Source organism: Rathayibacter sp. AY1A5 (genome assembly GCF_002930875.1).
GTDB lineage: Bacteria > Actinomycetota > Actinomycetes > Actinomycetales > Microbacteriaceae > Rathayibacter.
Map to the genome: position 1 here is coordinate 35,640 of NZ_PSTM01000016.1, position 16,194 is coordinate 51,833.

A 16,194-nucleotide genomic window follows, 5' to 3' on the forward strand; every position below is an offset into this window, starting at 1 on the left:
GGACCCGCGAGCCCGGGACGCCCCGGAGCCGCGAGCACGAGGGGAGGCCGGGAGCATGACGAAGGGCCGCCTGCGCGTGCTCCTCGGAGCCGCGCCCGGAGTGGGCAAGACCTACACGATGCTCGAGGAGGGCCGCCGGCTCGCCGCCGAGGGTCGCGACGTCGTGGTGGCCGTGGTCGAGACGCACGGCCGCTCCGCCACCGCCGCGATGGTCGAGGGGCTGGAGGTCGTGCCGAGGAGGGCCGTCGAGCACCGCGGCGTGCTGCTCGACGAGATGGACCTCGACGCGGTGCTGGCCCGCCGGCCCGACGTCGCGCTGGTCGACGAGCTCGCGCACACCAACGCCCCCGGCTCCCGGCACGAGAAGCGCTGGGAGGACGTGCGGACGCTCCTCGACGCCGGCATCACCGTCTTCTCGACCGTGAACATCCAGCACATCGAGTCGCTCAACGACGTCGTGCACGCGATCACCGGAGCGCCGCAGCGCGAGACGATCCCGGACGCGGTCCTCCGCGCCGCCGACCAGATCGAGGTCGTCGACCTGGCGCCCCAGGCGCTGCGCGACCGCCTCGCCGACGGCCGCGTCTACCCGCCCGAGCGCATCGACGCGGCGCTGTCCAACTACTTCCGGCTCGGCAACCTGACCGCCCTGCGCGAGCTCGCGCTGCTCTGGCTCGCCGACGAGGTCGACAGCGCGCTCCGCGACTACCGCGTCGAGCACGGCATCGACAGCACCTGGGAGGCGCGCGAGCGCGTGGTCGTGACCCTCACCGGCGGCCCGGAGGGGGAGACCCTGCTGCGGCGCGGCGCGCGGATCGCGGCCCGCGCCTCCGGGGGCGACCTGCTCGCCGTGCACGTGGTGACCCCCGACGGCCTCCGCACTCCCCGGCCGCACGTGCTCGAGGCGCAGCGGGTGCTGGTCGAGAAGCTCGGCGGCAGCTACCACCAGGTGGTCGGCGAGGACGTGCCGCGCACGCTGGTCGAGTTCGCACGCTCGGTGAACGCGACGCAGCTGGTGATCGGCGTGAGCAGGCGGAGCCGCCTCGCCTCGGCGCTGACGCCCGGCACCGCGTCGACGGTGATCCGCGAGTCCGGCAACATCGACGTGCACATCGTCAGCCACTCCGCCGCCGGGCGCACCGCGGTGCTGCCGAGGCTCGACGGGGCCCTGACGCTGCGGCGCCGCCTCCTGGGACTGGCCCTCGCCCTCGTGGGCGGCCCGCTGGTGACCTGGCTGCTCTCGACCCTCCGCAGCGACGAGTCGATCACGAGCGACGTGCTCTCGTACCAGCTGCTGGTGGTGGTGGTCGCGCTGGTCGGCGGGCTCTGGCCGGCCCTCTTCGCGGCCGTGCTCTCGGGGCTGACCCTCGACTTCTTCTTCGTCGATCCGCTCTACACGATCACCGTCGACGAGCCTCTGCACGCGCTGGCGCTGGTGCTCTACGTGCTCAACGCGGCGCTCGTCAGCGCCGTGGTCGACCGCGCGGCCCGGCGGGCGCGGGCCGCCAAGCGGTCGGGGGCGGAGTCGGAGCTGCTGGCGACGATCGCGGGCGGCGTGATCCGCGGGCAGGGGGCGCTGCAGGCGATCCTCGAGCGCTCTCGCGAGGCGTTCGGGCTGACCGGCGTGCGGCTGCTGCGCGGCGGCGAGCTCGTCGCGGCCGACGGCGAGCCGCAGCCGGAGGGCGATCCCGCGCGCATCGCGGTGGGCGAGGGCGCGGTGCTCGAGCTGCACGGCCGCGAGCTGGAGGGGAGCGAGCGGCGGCTGCTCCAGGTCGTCGCCGCCCAGCTGGACTCGGTGCTCGAGAACGCGGCTCTCAGCGAGACGGCCAGCTCCCTCGCTCCGCTGGCCGAGACCGACCGGGTGCGCAGCGCCCTGCTCTCGGCCGTCAGCCACGACCTGCGCCGGCCCCTCGCCGCGGCCACCGCGGCCGTCAGCGGACTGCGCTCGCCCGAGGTGGTCTGGAGCGAGCGCGACCGGGAGGAGCTGCTCGCCACCGCCGACGAGAGCCTCACCGTGCTCGCCGCGCTGGTCACCGACCTGCTCGACGTGACGCGGCTGGAGGCGGGGGCGCTCGCCGTGGCGCTCGCTCCGCTCGACGCCGCCGACGTGGTGCTCCCCGCGCTCGACGAGCTCGGGCTCGGTCCCGGCGAGGTCGACCTCGACCTCGATCCGGAGGGCCCGGCGCTGCTCGCCGACGCCGTGCTGCTGCAGCGCGTCGTGGTCAACCTGCTCGCGAACGCCGTCCGCTACGCGCCGTCCGGCACCCGGGTGCGCGTGGCCGCCAGCGCCTTCGGCGGGAGCGCGCAGCTGCGGATCGTCGACCACGGCCCCGGGGTGCCCGAGGAGCGCCGCGCCGAGATCTTCGTGCCGTTCCAGCGACTCGGCGACGACGACAACCTCACGGGCCTGGGCCTCGGCCTCGCGCTCTCGAAGGGGTTCACGGAGGGGATGGGCGGCACGCTCGAGACGGAGGACACTCCGGGGGGCGGGCTGACGATGGTGGTGACGCTGCCGCTGGCGAAGGAGACTGCTGCCGCTGCTCCTGCGGCTCACGTCGCTCCTGCCGCCCCGCACGACGGCGGGTCGGGCGCCGCCCCGCACGAGGACTCCGGAGGAGCCGCATGAAGATCCTGATCGCCGACGACGACCCGCAGATCCTGCGCGCCCTGCGCATCACGCTCACCGCCCGCGGATACGACGTGGTGACGGCCGGCGACGGCACCGAGGCGATCAACCGCGCGGTGGACGAGCATCCGGACCTCTACATGATCGACCTCGGCATGCCACGGCTCGACGGGGTCGAGGTCATCCACGGACTGCGCGGCTGGACGAGCGCGCCGATCCTGGTGGTGTCGGGACGGACGGGCGCGGCCGACAAGGTGGGCGCGCTCGACGCCGGCGCGGACGACTACGTCACCAAGCCGTTCTCGATGGACGAGGTGCTCGCGCGCATCCGGGCCCTCTCGCGGCGGGTGCAGCCGGCCGACGGCGAGCCGCTGGTCGTGATCGGCGAGGTGACCGTGGACCTGGTGGCCAAGAGCGCGACGCGGGACGGCGTCTCCGTGCGGCTGACTCCGACGGAGTGGCAGGTGCTCGAGATCCTCATCCGCAACGCGGGCAAGCTGGTCACCCGCCGCTCGCTGCTGGCCGAGATCTGGGGCCCCGCGCACGTCACCGACACCGGCTACCTGCGGCTCTACCTCGCGCAGCTGCGCAAGAAGCTCGAGCCCGACCCCGCGCATCCGCGGCACCTGCTGACCGAGGCGGGCATGGGCTACCGCTTCGTGCCCTGACCGGCCTGTGCTCGGCGGGGGGAACCCTGGACCGTCGAGGGGGCCCGCTGGCCGTGGCTCCGGCGACGGTCCGGGATCGCCTCGGCGGAGGGGGGCAGGTCACCAGTCGTGGACGGTGCCGTCGGCGAGTCGGTTGAAGGGCAGGTACGCGCGCACGTAGGGGTACTTCCCGGCGGCGTCGACGTCGAGCTCCACGCCCAGACCGGGGGCGTCGCCCGGGTGCAGCCGTCCCTCGCTCCAGGTGAACGACTGCTGGAAGACGCTGTCGGTCCGCTCGCCGTGCTTCATGTACTCCTGGATCCCGAAGTTGTGGATCGCCAGGCCGAGGTGCATCGCGGCCGCCATGCCCACCGGGGAGACGTCGGTGGGTCCGTGCATCCCGGACTTGATCTGGTACTGCGCGGCGTGGTCGAGGATCCTCCGGAGGTGGGAGACGCCTCCGGTGTGCGTGACCGCGCTCCGGATGTAGTCGATCAGCTGCTCGCGGATGAGGAGCTGGTAGTCCCAGACGGTGTTGAAGACCTCGCCGATCGCCAGGGGCGTGGTGGTGTGCTGCCGGACGAGGCGGAGGGCCTCCTGGTTCTCGGCGGGCGTGCAGTCCTCGAGCCAGAAGAGGTCGTACGGCTCGAGGGACTTGCCGAGGGCCGCGGCCTGGATCGGTGTCATCCGGTGGTGGCCGTCGTGGAGGAGGGGGAGCCCCGGCCCGAACTCGTTGCGGACGGCCTCGAAGACGCGGGGGACGTGGCGCAGGTAGGCGCGGGTGTCCCAGTCCTCCTCGGTCGGCAGGCCGCCGCGCTGCGCCGGTTCGTGGTCGTAGCGCACACCGGCGTTGCCCTCGAGGACGGCGTTGGAGGCGATGCCGTAGATCGAGGTCAGCCCCGGCACCGCGGTCTGCACGCGGATCGCGCGGTACCCCTGCTCCTGGTGCTCGCGGATGCTGTCGAACAGCTCCGCGTCCGTCCGCCCGGACGCGTGGCCGTAGGCGAGCAGGCCGGTACGGGACGCGCCTCCGAGCAGCTGGTAGAGCGGCATGCCGGCGGCCTTGCCCTTGATGTCCCAGAGGGCGGTGTCGACCGCCGCGATCGCCGCCATCGTGACCGGCCCGCGGCGCCAGTAGGACGACCGGTAGAGGAACTGCCAGGTGTCCTCGATGCGCGAGGCGTCGCGACCGAGGAGCAGCGGCACGACGTGGTCGGCGAGATAGGAGACCACGGCGAGCTCGCGGCCGTTGAGGGTCGCGTCGCCGAGGCCGGTCAGCCCGTCGTCGGTCGTGAGCTTGAGGGTGACGAAGTTGCGGTCGGGACTGGTGACGACGACCTCGGCCTTGTCGATCTTCATGGGATGCCTTTCGTGGTGGGGGATCGGGTCAGGGGTTCCGGCCGGGAGCGCGGTCCATCGAGAACGCGGCGGTCGAGAGGCCGGGCGCCACTGGCGCGGCCTGTCCCGTGCTCTCGCGGCGCTCGGCTATTTCGGCGACGATCTGCGCGTGCCGGCGGTCGGTCAGCGGGTAGAACGCCATGATCAGCACCGCGAGCAGGGCCGCGACGGCCGGGATGAGGCCGGCGGCGGCGCGGATGCCCCACTCGGCGTGCTCGCTCTGCTCCGCGGCCCCGGCCACGTAGCCGCCCCAGGCCAGCGCGTACGCGGCGAGGGCGCCTCCGACCGCCTGGCCGGTCTTGCGGGTGAAGGAGAACAGGGCGTAGATCGTGCCCTCGGAGCGGATGCCGGTCTTCCACTCCCCGTACTCGACGGTGTCCGCCTCGATCGCCCAGACGAGCATGTTGACGAGCTGAATGCCGACGTAGGCGAGGACCAGTCCGCCGAAGCCGACCGCCACCGCGTCGCCCGGGGCGAGGAAGACGACCGTTCCGCCGCTGATCAGGACCCCGACTCCGGCCATGTAGGCGTTGCGCTTGCCGAACCGCCGCACGATCGTCGGGACGAGGGCGGCCAGGCCGAAGGTCAGGGCGAGCTGGATCAGCGACATCGCGGCGTAGAGCTGGACCGATCCGAGCACGTCGCGCAGGTAGTAGAGCTGCACGGTCTGGAGCGCGAGCGTCCCGGTGAGGAACAGGAACGAGCTGAGGCAGAGGAAGAGCAGCGGCCGGTTGGAGCGGAGGGTCGTCATGCTCTGACGGAACGTGACGTGCGCGACGTCGCGCTGGACCCGCTCCTTCGCGGTCAGGATCGTGAAGAGGTAGAGCGCGGAGCCGACGACGACGAAGCTCAGCGTGACGATCGAGAAGAGCGACTGCAGATGGGCGCCGGGGACGACCAGCGGGGCCATGAAGGTGCCGAGCCCGGCCCCCACGATCGCGCCGCCGATGGCGCGGGCGCTGGCGAGCTTCGCGCGCTCGGTGCCGACCTGCGTCATCGCTCCGGCGAGCGAGCCGTAGGGGATGTTGACGAGGCTGTAGGCGAGGCCGAGCGCGGCATAGCTCAGGTAGGCGTAGAGCAGGGTTCCGCTCTCGCCGATCTGCGGGACGGAGAAGGTCGCGGCCGAGAGCAGCAGGAGCGGGACCGACCCGAACATCAGGAAGGGCCGGAACTTGCCGAAGCGCCTGCTGTAGGTGCGGTCCACGACCCGGCCGGCGAAGACGTCGGCGAACGCGTCGAAGATCCGCACGACGAGCAGCAGCGTGCCCGCCGCGGCCGCGGAGATCCCGGCGACGTCGGTGTAGTAGACGAGCAGGAACATCGTGGCGGTGGTGAAGGCGAGGTTGTTCGCCGTGTCGCCGGCGCCGTAGCCCACGATGCTCAGCTTCGAGAGCTTCTCAGCGGCGGGCGCTCCGGGCGCGGTGGTGCGGGGGGTCATGCGGGCTCCTTTACCCGGGCGCGGACCCGTCGGGGATCCGCGCCGCATCGAGACGGTGCGAGGGTGGCAATCGGTTGCCGACGGCGCCGGAAGGCGCCGCGCGGAGGGGCGGGGTGGAGGTCTAGGCCGCCTGAGCGGCGACCGCGGCGACGAGGGCCGGGTCGTCGGCGAGGCGCGTATCGACGAGCCGCAGCAGCGCCTCGACGGGTCGGGCGGAGCCGAGGGCGCGGTCGAGGGCGGGGCGCTGCGCGTCGGGCAGGCGGTCGCCCTGGAGCAGCAGTGCGATCCAGTCGGCGACGGCACGGAGGGAGGCGGCTCCGTCGTGTCCGCCCGCGCGCTCCGCGAGGAGCACGGGCGCGATCCGGATGCGGAGCTTGGCGGTCGCGTCGGCGCCGATCTGCTCGAGGCGGTGCTCGATCCGGGGGTTGCCGAAGCGCCCGAGGAGGGCGGCGCAGTAGGCGTCCGCGTCGAGACCGGCGGGGAGGCCGGCCGCCGCCTCCGCCCAGAACGCCTCGACGGCGCTCCGGCAGGCGGGGTCGGCGATCGCCTCCGCGACGGTGGCGAGACCCCGCCGGCGGCCGGTGGCGGCGAGGAGCGTGTGCGCGCCGTTGAGGAGTCGCAGCTTGCGCCGCTCGAAGGGCTCGATGTCGTCCACGAAGCGGGCTCCGGCGCGCTCCCAGGCGGGCCGACCGGCGGGGAAGCCGCCGCAGAGGACCCAGTCGCGGAACGGCTCGGTCACGACGGACGCGGCGTCGCTGATGCCGGTGAGCTCGGCTGCCGCCTCCCGGTCCGCCGCCGTGGTCGCCGGGGTGATCCGGTCGACGGAGGTCGACACGAACGAGACGGTGCGGTCGATCCAGTCGGCGAGCGACGGGTCGAGCCGCTCGGCGAGCAGGAGCAGTCCACGGCGCACGAGAGGGCCGTTGCCGGAGAGGTTGTCGCAGGGGACGACGGCGAGCGGGCCGGAGCCGGCGTCGCGCCGGGCCGCGAGGCCGAGGAGGAGGCGGCCGAGCGCGGTCGCCGGCGCTCCTCCCGATCGGAGGGCGGCGAGGTCGCTCCGGACGGCGGGGTCGTCCAGGTCGGGGCCGCCGTCCGCGGCGAGACGGTACCCGGCCTCCGTGATCGTCAGCGTGACGATCGCCGTCGCCGGAGCCGCGACGAGCTCGACGAGACGCGCGACCTCCGCGCCGTCGACCGCCTCGACGATGCTGCCCACGACCGTCGCCGAGTCGCCCTCCGGTCCGCGCTCGATCAGCGTGAACAGGCCGTCCTGCGCGGCGAGCTCCTCGGCCGCGCGGGGGCTCCGGCCGGTGAATGCGGCGATGCCCCACTCGTGGTCGTCGTCGACGGCGTGCGTGTACCAGGCCTGGTGCGCTCGGTGGAAGGCGCCGAGGCCGAGGTGGACGATGCGGACGGGAGCCGCCGGCAGGCCCGCGGACGCGCGATCGAGACCGCCTCCTCCGCCGTGCCCGCTCACAGCTTGAAGACCTTCCGCGGCTGGGCGTCGACGAGGTCCAGGATGACGGCGCTCGCCGTCTCGGAGTCGATGCGCCCCTCGGCGACCAGGCGCGCGAGGAACGCGGCGTCCAGCCTCCGCGCCATGTCGTGACGGGCCGGGATGGAGAGGAACGCGCGGGTGTCGTCGATGAAGCCGGAGCTCCGCGAGAAGCCGGCGGTCTCCGTCACGGCGGCGCGGAAGCGCAGCACCGCGTCGGGCGCGTCGAGGAACCACCACGGCGCTCCGAGGAACACCGACGGGTAGTAGCCGGCGAGGGGAGCGAGCTCGCGCGAGTGGGTGCTCTCGTCGATCCCGAAGAGGACGAGGTGGAAGCCCGGTGCGTTGCCGAGCTCCTGCAGCAGCGGGCGGAGGGGCTCGGCGAACCGGGTCGCGACGGGGATGTCGTGGCCGGTGTCGGGACCGAAGCGCTCGAAGGTCGGCCGATCGTGGTTGCGCAGCACGCCGGCGTGGACGGTCATCACCAGGCCGTCGTCGACGCTCATGCGGGCGGACTGCAGCAGCAGGTGGGCGGCGAGGACGCGGCTGCCCTCGGCGTCGATCGTGCCGGCGCGGGCGCGGGCGAAGAGGGACTGCGCCTCGGCGGGGTCGAGGTCGACGGTCAGCGGCTCCAGCACTCCGTGGTCGGCGGAGACGGCGCCGTGGTCGAGGAAGTGCCGGCGCCGGGCGCGGAGGGCCTCGAGGAATCCGGGGAAGCTGGACTCCTTCGTTCCGGTGGCGGCGGCCAGGGCGGCGACGCGCTCGGGCCAGCCGGGGGCGGAGGGATCGAGGTAGGCGTCGGGGCGGAAGGTCGGCAGCACGCGGCCCGGGAACGCCGGATCCTCCGCCAGAGCCCGGTGGACGGCCAGGTCGTCCAGCGGATCGTCGGTCGTCGCCAGCACCTCGATCCCGAACCGCTCGAAGAGCGCCCGCGGGCGGAAGGCGGCGGACGACAGCCGGGCCCCGATCGCCGCGAAGAGGGCGTCGGCGGTGGAGGCGTCGGGCTGCTCGGTGATGCCGAACTGCTCGGCGAGGATCGACTGGAGCCAGTAGCCCGAGGCGGTTCCCGCGAAGATCCGCCAGTGCGCGCAGAACGTGCGCCACACCTCCTCCGGGCCGGCGAGGCGCTCGCCTCCGGGGATGCCGAGATCGCCGAGGTCGATCCCGGCGGAGTGGAGCAGCCGGGTGACGTAGTGGTCGTGCCGGAGGAAGAGCTCGGATGCGTCGGCGAAGGGGCGGTCCTCGAGCAGGAGGCGCGGATCCACGTGCCCGTGCGGGGAGAGGATCGGCAGGTCGGCGACGCTCGCGTGGAGATCGCGGGCGATCGCCCGGGTCGTCGGGTCGATCGGCAGGAGTCGGTCGGGATCGTTCAGCAGCTTCGTCGGCACGGGGCCATCCAAGTATGGGTGCCGAGAAGTGTCAACCGATTGCCAGAGGTGTCGCACCGGATGGCGCGCCAGGCGCGGACCGGGGTCAGGAGTCGCGGCGGGGCCCCGTTGAGGCGCGCGGGACGAACTCCGTCGGCAGGTCATCGGCCCGCTCCGGAGGCTCCTCGTCGCCGAGCACCCGGCGGACCGCCCGCTCGCCCATCCGGCCCAGCGGTGCGCTGATGGTCGACAGTGGCGGCGAGGTGAAGTCGCTCCCGAAGATGTCGTCGAAGCCGATGATGCTGAGCTGCTCCGGGATCGCGACGCCCGACTCCTGAGCCGCGCGCATCAGTCCGATGGCGACCAGGTCGTTGTAGGCGATCACCGCGCCGACGCCGGAGGCGGTCACCCTCGCGAGCGCGCTCCTCCCGCCCTCGAGGGTCGAGACGCCCGGCCCGATCTCGACGACCGTCATGCCCCGCTGCGGAGCGCGGTCGAGGAGGAGCTCCCATCGCGCGGCGCTCATCCACGAGTCGGGCGGACCGGCGATGAAGGCGAGGGAGCGGTGGCCGAGGGCCGCGAGGTGGTCGAGCGCGGCGTCGATCCCGGGGGCGAGATCGGGCACGATCCCCGCGACGCCGGGGACCACGCGGTTGAGGACGACGACCGGGATGCGCCCGGCCAGCGCGATGATCTCCTCGTCGCTGAGGCGGGTGCTGACGAGGACGAGCCCGTCGGTGGAGGCGGCGATGCGGTCGGCCGCCTCGGCCTCGCGCTCCCCGGACTCCTGCGACTCGGCGAGGATCATCGTGAAGCCGCGGAGCGACGCCGCCCGCTCCGCTCCGCGCACGGCGGGGAAGAAGGCCGGGTTGGTGATGTCGGCCACCAGCAGCCCGAGGGTCGAGGTGCGGCCCGTCGGCAGCGCGCGCGCCATCGGGTTGAGCCGGTAGCCCAGCTCCTTCGCGGCGGCGCGGATCCGCTGCTCGGTCGCGGCGTTCAGCCGTCCGGGCGTGCTCAGTCCGCGGGAGACGGTGGAGGGGGCGACGCCGGCGAGTCGGGCGACGTCGTAGATCGTCGTCGCGGAGCGGCCGCGGCGTCTCCCGGCGGAGGGGCCGGTGGGCGCGTCTTCGCTGGGCACGATCGCGGTCTTCTCTCGAGGGGCACGGCGGCGGACGGGGCGCCGTCCGCCGCCCATGCTGCCACAGGGCCGAGAAGCCCGCCCGGCCCGTCGCTCGCGTCCGGGTCGCGCCGGATCGGGGAGCCCGCGCTCCGGGAGGCCGCCGTCGCCGGCCGGCCGCCCACCGCTCCGGTCCCGTCCAGCGCGGCTCCGCGCGGCTCCGCCCCGTCAGCTCCGCTCCGGGAACGCCCCCTCCTCGCGGATGCGCTCGTTGAGCGCCGCCAGGAACACGCCCTCGTCGAGGTCGAGCGGTACCTCGCGTCCCGTCCAGCTCGAGTAGTGGATGGCGTTGGCGAGCCGGACCCCGAGGATCCCCTCCGCCCCGGGTGCGAGCAGCGGCGTGCCGTGCAGGATGCTGTCCGCGAAGTCCTGCAGGACGGCCGTGTGCTGCTCGCCCCAGACCGACGCCGACTCGATCCGCTCCGTCGTGGAGAGGCCCGCGGTGTCGTAGCGACCGCTGAGCAGGAGGCCCACGTCCTCGGCGCTGAGGGCGGCGCTGACCTCGCGCTCGGGGGCGTTCAGCCGGGTGATGGTTGCGACCCGGGAGTCGTCGACGACGATCCGGCCGCGGTCGCCGACGATCTCGAGGCGGTCGGTGCCGATCGGGTCGTGCGTCGTGGTGACCAGCACTCCGGTCGTGCCCCCGCCGAAGTCGGCGAGCACCGTCACCTCGTCCTCCACCGCGATGTCGCGGCACCGCCCGTAGCCGGCCTTGGCGACCACCGACTCCGGCACTCCGCACAGCCACTGCCACAGGTCGAGCTGGTGGGGCGCCTGGTTGACCAGGACGCCTCCGCCCTCGCCTCCCCAGGTCGCGCGCCACGCGCTCTGGTCGAAGTAGGCCTGCGGCCGCCACCAGGTCGTGATGATCCAGTTCGAGCGCAGGATCCGGCCGATCCCGCCCTCGTCGACGACCTCCTTGAGCCGGCGGTAGAGCGGGTTCGCCCGCTGGTTGAACATGATCGCGAAGCGCTGACCGGGACGGGCGGCGGCGGCCTCGTTCAGCTCCGCGACCTGCGCGGCGTAGACGCCCGCCGGCTTGTCGACCAGCACGTGCAGCCCGTGCTCGAGAGCGTCGATGCCGATCCCGGGGTGGAGGTAGTGCGGAGTGCAGACGACGACGGCGTCGACCTCCCCGCTCGCGAGGAGGGAGCGGTGGTCGGCGTGGAAGGACGCTCCGTGTGCGAGCGCGGCGGCCGCCGCCTCCCGGGCGGGGTCGACGTCGGCGACGGCGGTGACGACGAGGTCGCGCACTCTGCCGTCGGCGAGGAAGCGGGCGTAGGAGGAGCCCTGGGCGCCGAATCCGATGATGCCGAGGCGGACGGTGGTCATGGGAGGAGTCCTTCGTTCGGGGTGGAGTGGGGGATCCGCGCGGGCGCGCTCGGGGCGTAGGCGGCCTGGACGATCGCGAGCGACCTCGCCGCCTCGCGGGGCGAGATCCAGAAGGGCTCGTCCTCGCCGAGGCGGGCGTAGAAGTCGTGCACGAGCAGCTCGTGCGAGGCGCCCCAGTACGAGCGCCCGCCGGATCGGCGCTCCGTGTCCGGGACGGCCTCGACGGATCCGTCGTCGCGCCGCACGGTGAGGGCACCGCGCAACGAGACGGTGGCGCGCTCGGTGCGCAGGCGGAGCTCGACCGGCTCGTCCCACGCGTTCGCCACGGTCGCGTAGAGGACGCTGCGCGCGCCGGAGGCGTGGGTGAGCACCAGGTCGGCGGTGTCCTCGACCTCGATCGGAAGCAGGCGCGTGGAGGCGGAGCCGCTCACCGCGACCACCTCGCCGAGGAGCCACTGCAGGAGGTCGACGGTGTGGATCGCCTGGTTCATCAGCATCCCGCCGCCGCCCTCGGCCCGCATCCCGCGCCAGGGGCGGTCGAGGTAGTAGCCGGGAGTGCGGTGCCAGAGCACGGTCGCGGCCGCACCCGTCACGGCGCCCAGGGAGCCGGACACCAGCAGCTCGCGGAGGCGCTGCACGGGCGGGTTGTAGCGGTTCTGGAAGCAGACGCCGATGCGCGCCCCGCCCCGCTCGGCCGCGGCGATCACCTGCTCGCCCTCGGCGACGGAGGAGGCGAGCGGCTTCTCGAGGAGCACCGCGACGCCGCGGTCCAGGGCCGCGACCGCCAGCGCGGCGTGCGTGCTGTGCGGAGTGCAGACGTGCACGACGTCGGGGCGGACGGAGTCGAGCATCCGGACCGCCTCGGGGAAGCCCGGCACCGCGTGCCTCTCGGCGGCCGCGGCGAGCCGGCCCGGGTCGGTGTCGCAGACCGCCACCAGCTCCGCGCCGGGTGCGGTGCCGATCGCCGCGAGGTGGACGGAGGAGATGTCGCCGCAGCCGATCACCGCCGCGCGGACGGTCATCGCAGGTCGATCCCGAGCGAGGAGGCGAGCCCCCGGAAGGCCCGAGCGGCCACTCCGAACGACTCGGGGCCGGAGAATCCGCCGAGGGCGTCCGTGATCGCGAGGTGCGGCTCCAGCGAGGCGACGCCCGTCCAGCCGTCGTCGCGCAGGGCGGTGAGCGTCTCGCGCAGCTGGCCGTCGCCCGCGCCGGCGGGCACCACGGTGCCGGTCGCGGCCACCGCGTCCTTCACCTGCAGGTAGTCGACGTAGGGCCGCAGCGCCGTCCAGCCGTCGTCGAAGGGCCGCACCCCGCACTGCACGAAGTTCGCGTTGTCCCAGGCGAGGCGCAGGGCGGGCGAGCCGACGGACTCGACCAGGTCGAGGATCCGCTCGGGAACGTCGCCGTAGATGTCCTTCTCGTTCTCGTGCAGCAGCACCACGCCCTCGCGCTCGGCGCGGTCGGCGAGCATGCGCATGCGCAGCAGGACGTCGTCGCGGATGCTCTCGACCGGCACTCCCTCGCCCCGGTAGAACGAGAAGACGCGGATGCTCGGTGTGCCGAGGGCGTGCGCGGCGCGGATGACGCGGTCGAGGCGCGCCACCTCGAGCTCGGGGTCGAGGGCGACGTCGACCTTGCCGATGGGCGAGGCGACGGCCGAGACGGACTGGCCGCCGCGCTCGAGCACGGCGGCCAGGCGGGCGAGGCGCTCGTCGTCGAGGTCGACGACGTTCCGGCCCCAGGCGCTGCGCACCTCGATGCTGTGCGCGCCGAGCGCTCGGAGGACGGCGACCTGGACGACCGGGTCGGGGTCGATCTCGTCGCCGAAGCCGGAGAGGGTCCAGGGTGCGGGGTTCGCGGGTGCGGGGGTCGCGGGTGCGGTGGTCACGGTGCGTGCCTCGTTCTCGTCGTCGGGAACCGGCGGGCAGGAGCGCCGCCGTGCCACGACCATACGCGTATTGGCAACCGATTGACAAGATCGGAGGCGCGCCTCTACCGTCGGGGGCGTTCCGGGCCGCGGAGACGCCGGCCCCCACCGCGACCGGGAGGACTGCCGTGACCAGGATCGGCGTGCAGGCGATGATGCTGAAGGACGCGTTCGCCTCGGCGGGCGCCTTCGCGACGCTCCGGGAGGTCCGAGCGATCGGCTACCGGTCGGTGGAGATCTCGCAGATCCCGCTGACGGCGGCCACCGTGGCCGAGCTGCAGCGGGCGCGGGACGAGCTCGGCGTCGAGATCGCGGCGATCTCGGCGGGCCTGGCACCGGGGGACTCCCCGGGCGCCGCGCTCGAGGGCGGGCTCGCCGGGATCGTCGCCGACGCCCGCGCGCTCGGCACGCGCACGGTCCGGATCGGCATGCTGCCCGCCTCCGCGGCGGTCTCGCCGGCCGCTCTGCTCGACTTCGCCGACCGCTGCCAGACCGCCGCGGCGAGGCTCCGCGACGACGGGCTGCGGCTGCTGCTCCACAACCACCACCACGAGTTCGCGCGGCACGACGGCCGCCTCCTGCTCGACGTCGTCGCCGAGCGGGCTCCGCTGCTGGGGCTCGAGCTCGACGTGCACTGGGTGCAGCGGGGCGGGCTCGATCCCGTGACGACGCTGCGCCGGTACGGGGAGCGCGTCGCCCTGGTGCACCTGAAGGACTACCGGGTCGGGCCGCCCGCCGATGCGTCCGGCGGGTGGTCCGTGCACGCCTTCACCTCGAACGTGCAGTTCGCCGAGGTGGGGGAGGGCAACCTCGACTTCCCGGGGATCATCGGGACGAGCCTCGCGCTCGGCGTCGACCACCTCCTCGTCGAGCAGGACGAGCGCTACGGGCGGAGCGCGCTCGACTGCCTGCGGATCTCGCACGACAACCTCGTCGCGATGGGTTTCGCGGACCTGTTCTGAGGAGCGGCCGAGGCTCCTCCCCAGGGATCGGAGCGGCCCGTTCTCCACTGCTCAGGGGCCCGGGTCCCCGCCGCGCCGGGCGCGACGGCATGCTCGACCCGTCGACGGAGGAGGTGGTGGCGGTGGTCGTTCCGGACAGTGTGCTCGGCGTGACGGCGCTCGTCGCGCTGGTGCTGTCCGGGGTGCTCCACGCCTCCGTGCGGGTCTGGGCGGCGGGGTCCCGCTGGACGACCGCACGGTCTCCGCGCGCCTGTTCAGGGCGGTCCTGGTGATCATCGCGCTCGACACGGCGTACCTCGTCGTGGCCGGCGAGGAGCTCTTCGCATCCGGGCGCAGCCCCGGAGAAGAAGCAGCCGGATCCGCCGGGGTCCGCCTCCGCTCCGCGGAGCGGAGGACAATGGAGGGACCCCCAGCGAAGGAGACCACCGTGGATCAGCCGCGCATGAACGTCGAGTCGTTCAACCTCGACCACCGCACCGTCGCAGCGCCGTACGTGCGCCTCGCCGACGCGAAGACGCTGCCCGGAGGCGACCACCTCGTCAAGTACGACGTGCGCTTCACCCAGCCCAACCGCGGGCACCTCGAGATGCCCACCGTGCACTCGCTCGAGCACCTGTTCGCCGAGAAGTCCCGCAACCACTCCGACCGCGTGATCGACTTCTCGCCGATGGGCTGCCAGACCGGCTTCTACCTGCTCCTCTCGGGCGAGCCCGAGCTCTCCGAGGTGCTCGGCCTGGTCGAGGCGACGCTCCAGGACATCACCGAGGCCGACGAGGTCCCGGCCGCCAACGAGACCCAGTGCGGCTGGGGCGCCAACCACTCCCTCGAGGGGGCGCAGGAGGCGGCGCGCACGTTCCTCGCGCACCGCTCGGAGTGGGAGACGGTCACCGCGTGAGCACGGCGATCGTCCTGGTCGCGATGGACGAGGAGGCCGCGCCGTTCCTCGCCGCCGCGTCCAGCGCCTCCGAGCCGCGCGCCGTCGGCAACGCGCTGCAGTGGGAGCTCGAGCTCGACTCCCGCGCGGTGCTGCTCGTCCGCACCGGCATCGGCCTCGTCAACGCGGCCGGCGGTCTCACCGCAGCGATCCTGCGGGAGGGCGGCTCCCGGCCGCTCGTGGTGAGCGCGGGGACCGCCGGCGGCCTGGGCGCCGACGTCCGCGTGGGCGAGGTCGTGATCGGCGCCGAGTACGTGCAGACCGACGCCGATGCGCGGGCGTTCGGCTACGCGCTCGGGCAGGTCCCGGGGATGCCCGCCCGCTACTCCGGGGACGACGCGGCGCTCGCCGCGGAGCTCGAGCTGCTGGAGGGGCCGCCGGTGCGCCGCGGCCTGATCGTCTCGAGCGACGTCTTCGTCTCGAGCGCCCACGTGGACCGCGTGCGGAACGACTTCCCCGGCGCGCTCGCCACCGACATGGAGTCCGTCGCCCTCGCGCAGACGGCGCACGTGCACGGGCTGCCGTTCGTCTCGGTCCGCGGGATCTCGGACCTCTGCGCCCCCGGCGAGTTCGAGGCGCACGTCGACGACGCGGCCGATCGCTCCGTCGCCGTGGTGCAGGCGCTGCTGCGCGGGCTCGGCGACCGGGACTGATGGACGGGCGGCCCTCCGCGACAGCGCGGAAGGGCCGCCCGGCGGTCAGTCGTTGCCGACGTGCTGGTCGCCGGCCTCCTGGGCCTTGTCGACCTGGCCGGCGAACTTCCCGCCGGTCGCGGAGTCGGCGGCGTCGCCCGCCTTGTCGAGTCCCTTGTCGGTCAGCTCCTCGCCCTTGTCGCTGTTCACGGCGTTCTTCGCCTTGTCCGCGAGTCCTCCGAGATCCACCATGGGGTCG

General features: G+C 73.8%; 14 protein-coding genes. 5 read left to right on the plus strand and 9 right to left on the minus strand.

Annotated features, from left to right (window positions below; genetic code table 11):
* Positions 1–55 precede the first annotated feature (55 nt).
* Both C5B98_RS11925 and C5B98_RS11930 read left to right on the plus strand, forming a co-directional pair.
* Positions 56–2,626: an ATP-binding protein gene (locus C5B98_RS11925; RefSeq protein ID WP_104222648.1), complete on the plus strand. Its 2,571-nt coding sequence runs from the start codon at positions 56–58 to the stop codon at positions 2,624–2,626.
* Positions 2,623–3,294, plus strand: a complete 672-nt coding sequence (locus tag C5B98_RS11930) for a response regulator (RefSeq protein ID WP_104222647.1) — start codon at positions 2,623–2,625, stop codon at positions 3,292–3,294. Before C5B98_RS11925 ends, C5B98_RS11930 begins: the two co-directional genes overlap by 4 nt.
* A gap of 99 nt (positions 3,295–3,393) precedes the next feature.
* On the opposite strand, the gene manD is transcribed toward C5B98_RS11930, so the two are convergent.
* From manD to C5B98_RS11970, 8 genes are all read right to left on the minus strand, one after another.
* The gene (gene manD / locus C5B98_RS11935) at positions 3,394–4,632 is read right to left on the minus strand and encodes a D-mannonate dehydratase ManD (RefSeq protein ID WP_104222646.1); all 1,239 of its coding nucleotides are present in this window, start codon (positions 4,630–4,632) and stop codon (positions 3,394–3,396) included.
* A gap of 28 nt (positions 4,633–4,660) precedes the next feature.
* Positions 4,661–6,109, minus strand: a complete 1,449-nt coding sequence (gene uidB, locus C5B98_RS11940; protein ID WP_104222645.1) for a glucuronide transporter — start codon at positions 6,107–6,109, stop codon at positions 4,661–4,663.
* 121 nt (positions 6,110–6,230) lie between these two features.
* On the minus strand, positions 6,231–7,586 hold the full coding sequence (locus C5B98_RS11945) for a mannitol dehydrogenase family protein (RefSeq protein ID WP_258063509.1): 1,356 nt from the start codon (positions 7,584–7,586) through the stop codon (positions 6,231–6,233).
* A complete protein-coding gene (gene uxaC, locus C5B98_RS11950; RefSeq protein WP_104222644.1) occupies positions 7,583–8,992 on the minus strand; it encodes a glucuronate isomerase in 1,410 nt (469 codons plus the stop codon). Before uxaC ends, C5B98_RS11945 begins: the two co-directional genes overlap by 4 nt.
* Positions 8,993–9,077: 85 nt before the next feature.
* A complete protein-coding gene (locus tag C5B98_RS11955) occupies positions 9,078–10,109 on the minus strand; it encodes a LacI family DNA-binding transcriptional regulator (protein WP_181065528.1) in 1,032 nt (343 codons plus the stop codon).
* 207 nt (positions 10,110–10,316) lie between these two features.
* Positions 10,317–11,480 carry a Gfo/Idh/MocA family protein gene (locus C5B98_RS11960; RefSeq protein WP_104222642.1) on the minus strand — a complete coding sequence of 388 codons (1,164 nt, stop codon included), beginning with the start codon at positions 11,478–11,480 and terminating at the stop codon, positions 10,317–10,319.
* Positions 11,477–12,502 carry a Gfo/Idh/MocA family protein gene (locus C5B98_RS11965; protein WP_104222641.1) on the minus strand — a complete coding sequence of 342 codons (1,026 nt, stop codon included), beginning with the start codon at positions 12,500–12,502 and terminating at the stop codon, positions 11,477–11,479. Before C5B98_RS11965 ends, C5B98_RS11960 begins: the two co-directional genes overlap by 4 nt.
* Complete coding sequence (locus C5B98_RS11970) at positions 12,499–13,368, minus strand: sugar phosphate isomerase/epimerase (RefSeq protein ID WP_258062180.1); 870 nt, start codon at positions 13,366–13,368, stop codon at positions 12,499–12,501. Before C5B98_RS11970 ends, C5B98_RS11965 begins: the two co-directional genes overlap by 4 nt.
* 167 nt (positions 13,369–13,535) lie before the next feature.
* On the opposite strand from C5B98_RS11970, the gene C5B98_RS11975 reads away from it, so the two are divergent.
* From C5B98_RS11975 to mtnN, 3 genes are all read left to right on the plus strand, one after another.
* Positions 13,536–14,369 (plus strand): sugar phosphate isomerase/epimerase, encoded by an 834-nt coding sequence (locus C5B98_RS11975; protein WP_258062179.1) that lies wholly within the window; start codon positions 13,536–13,538, stop codon positions 14,367–14,369.
* A gap of 397 nt (positions 14,370–14,766) precedes the next feature.
* Entirely contained in the window at positions 14,767–15,264 is a 498-nt protein-coding gene (locus C5B98_RS11985; RefSeq protein WP_308470742.1) for an S-ribosylhomocysteine lyase, read from the plus strand.
* Positions 15,261–15,956, plus strand: a complete 696-nt coding sequence (gene mtnN, locus C5B98_RS11990) for a 5'-methylthioadenosine/S-adenosylhomocysteine nucleosidase (RefSeq protein WP_258062178.1) — start codon at positions 15,261–15,263, stop codon at positions 15,954–15,956. Before C5B98_RS11985 ends, mtnN begins: the two co-directional genes overlap by 4 nt.
* A gap of 45 nt (positions 15,957–16,001) precedes the next feature.
* Here the strand turns inward: mtnN and C5B98_RS11995 are convergent, their stop codons facing one another.
* Entirely contained in the window at positions 16,002–16,187 is a 186-nt protein-coding gene (locus C5B98_RS11995) for an antitoxin (RefSeq protein WP_104222638.1), read from the minus strand.
* Positions 16,188–16,194: the final 7 nt, after the last annotated feature.

Coding starts and splice junctions, on each gene's coding strand:
- C5B98_RS11925 (WP_104222648.1), top strand. CDS start 56: ATGACGAAGGGCCGCCTGCGCGTGCTCCTCGGAGCCGCGCCCGGAGTG.
- C5B98_RS11930 (WP_104222647.1), top strand. CDS start 2,623: ATGAAGATCCTGATCGCCGACGACGACCCGCAGATCCTGCGCGCCCTG.
- manD (WP_104222646.1), bottom strand. CDS start 4,632: ATGAAGATCGACAAGGCCGAGGTCGTCGTCACCAGTCCCGACCGCAAC.
- uidB (WP_104222645.1), bottom strand. CDS start 6,109: ATGACCCCCCGCACCACCGCGCCCGGAGCGCCCGCCGCTGAGAAGCTC.
- C5B98_RS11960 (WP_104222642.1), bottom strand. CDS start 11,480: ATGACCACCGTCCGCCTCGGCATCATCGGATTCGGCGCCCAGGGCTCC.
- C5B98_RS11965 (WP_104222641.1), bottom strand. CDS start 12,502: ATGACCGTCCGCGCGGCGGTGATCGGCTGCGGCGACATCTCCTCCGTC.
- C5B98_RS11985 (WP_308470742.1), top strand. CDS start 14,767: ATGGAGGGACCCCCAGCGAAGGAGACCACCGTGGATCAGCCGCGCATG.
- C5B98_RS11995 (WP_104222638.1), bottom strand. CDS start 16,187: ATGGTGGATCTCGGAGGACTCGCGGACAAGGCGAAGAACGCCGTGAAC.